Source organism: Bradyrhizobium sp. 138, assembly GCF_023074075.1.
Taxonomy (GTDB): Bacteria; Pseudomonadota; Alphaproteobacteria; order Rhizobiales; family Xanthobacteraceae; genus Bradyrhizobium.
This window is the reverse complement of the sequence record NZ_JADPKT010000032.1, coordinates 1-1,608: the sequence shown is the minus strand read 5'-3', so window position 1 is coordinate 1,608 and position 1,608 is coordinate 1. Positions and strand designations below refer to the sequence as shown.

Here is a 1,608-nt window from a genome sequence, read left to right as displayed (position 1 = left end):
ATTGGATTGCCAACCACCCAGCCTCGGAGGACCAAGATGATCAAGCTCGATCGCACTGACGCACCCGCCGCTGCAGAGTATGCCACAGTCTATCTGGCTTTTGAACTGAGCAAAGCGAAATGGAAGCTCGGTGTGTTGTTGCCGTGCTCGCAGAAACTGAGCCGGTACACGATCGCGGGCGGCGATTTGGCAGCGTTGGCCGCGCGGCTCGCGGACATGCGCAAGAAGGCAGCCACGACTGGTCATCCGGTGCGCGTGTTGTCGTGCTACGAGGCCGGTCTTGACGGTCACTGGCTGCATCGATGGCTGACCGGACAAGGCGTGATCAATCATGAGATCGATCCTTCCAGCATTGAAGTGAACCGCCGCGCCCGGCGCGCCAAGACCGACCGGATCGATCTGGAGAAGCTGATGCGGGCGCTCCTTGCCTATCTACGTGGCGAGCCGCGGGTGTGCAGCATGGTCCACGTGCCGAGCGTTGAAGATGAAGACCGCAAGCGCGCTACGCGCGAACGCGAACGCCTGCTCAAGGAACGCACGGCTCACACCAACCGCATCAAGGGGCTGCTGCACGGACAGGGCATTCGGGATGTGAATCCATTGCATCGCGCGTTCGTCGAACGGCTGGCCAGCCTGCGCACCGGTGACGGCCGTCCATTGCCGACACGGCTTAAGGACGAGATTACGCGCGAGCACGAGCGGCTGGGCCTGGTGGTGCGGCAGATTACCGAGCTCGAGGCCGCAAGCCGCGCCGAGCTGCGTAGCCCGCAGCCTGGTTCGCCAGAGGCCAAGATCGGTCTCCTCGTCGAACTCAAAAGCATCGGCCCGATCGGCAGCCAGGGATTGGTCAACGAGGCGTTCTACCGTGACTTCGACAACCGCCGTCAGGTCGGCGGCTACTTCGGCCTCGCCGGCACGCCTTACGACAGCGGTCAGCGTATCCGCGAGCAGGGCATCAGCAAGGCCGGTAACCACCGCGCCCGCAAGCTCGCCATCGAACTCGCTTGGCTGTGGAGACGCCATCAGCCTGACAGCGAGCTGACGCTCTGGTTCAACAAGCGCGTTGGCAATCTCAAGGGCCGCATCCGCCGGATTGCCATTGTCGCCTTGGCACGCAAGCTCATGGTGGCATTGTGGCGCTACCTGACCGCCGGCCTCGTTCCCACCGGCGCCGTGCTGCGCCCGAGTTTGTAAACGGTCGCGCGCAATGACGACCGACGTGAGCCAGGACAGACGTGTGACCGTCGTCATCCAGGGGAGCAAACATCCCGCTCTCTCAGAGGGGTCCCGTCCTTGCTGGGCTTTGCCTTCACCCGTGCACGAAAGATCAGGGTTCCGTGCTTCGCGCCGGACCGGATACAAGGTGATGCGGTCTCTCCGCATTATCGTTCACGGCCCAGGCCTCGCATCACGTCGCACCAGCCAGCGTCATCGCGCGCGTTGCTCGGGCGCTATTGTGGCGCCGATCTCGTCGCGCTCAAGGCCGCTCACGCGCCGCCTCCGGCGGTGGCCTACGGCCAACCTTGACCGCTCCTCGCCTCGGCGCCCAAGACCGCCTCCAACAAACGACGCCCTCTTGACAACTCATTCCCCATACAAGGATGACGG

General features: G+C 63.7%; 1 protein-coding gene. It reads left to right on the top strand.

Annotated elements, in window-relative coordinates:
- Positions 1 to 36: 36 nt before the first annotated feature.
- Complete coding sequence (locus IVA79_RS15310) at positions 37 to 1,194, top strand: IS110 family transposase (RefSeq protein WP_247554052.1); 1,158 nt, start codon at positions 37 to 39, stop codon at positions 1,192 to 1,194.
- Positions 1,195 to 1,608 lie beyond the last annotated feature (414 nt).

What these genes read in the sequence shown, in the direction of transcription:
- IVA79_RS15310 (WP_247554052.1), top strand. Translation starts at nt 37, where the DNA reads ATGATCAAGCTCGATCGCACTGACGCACCCGCCGCTGCAGAGTATGCC.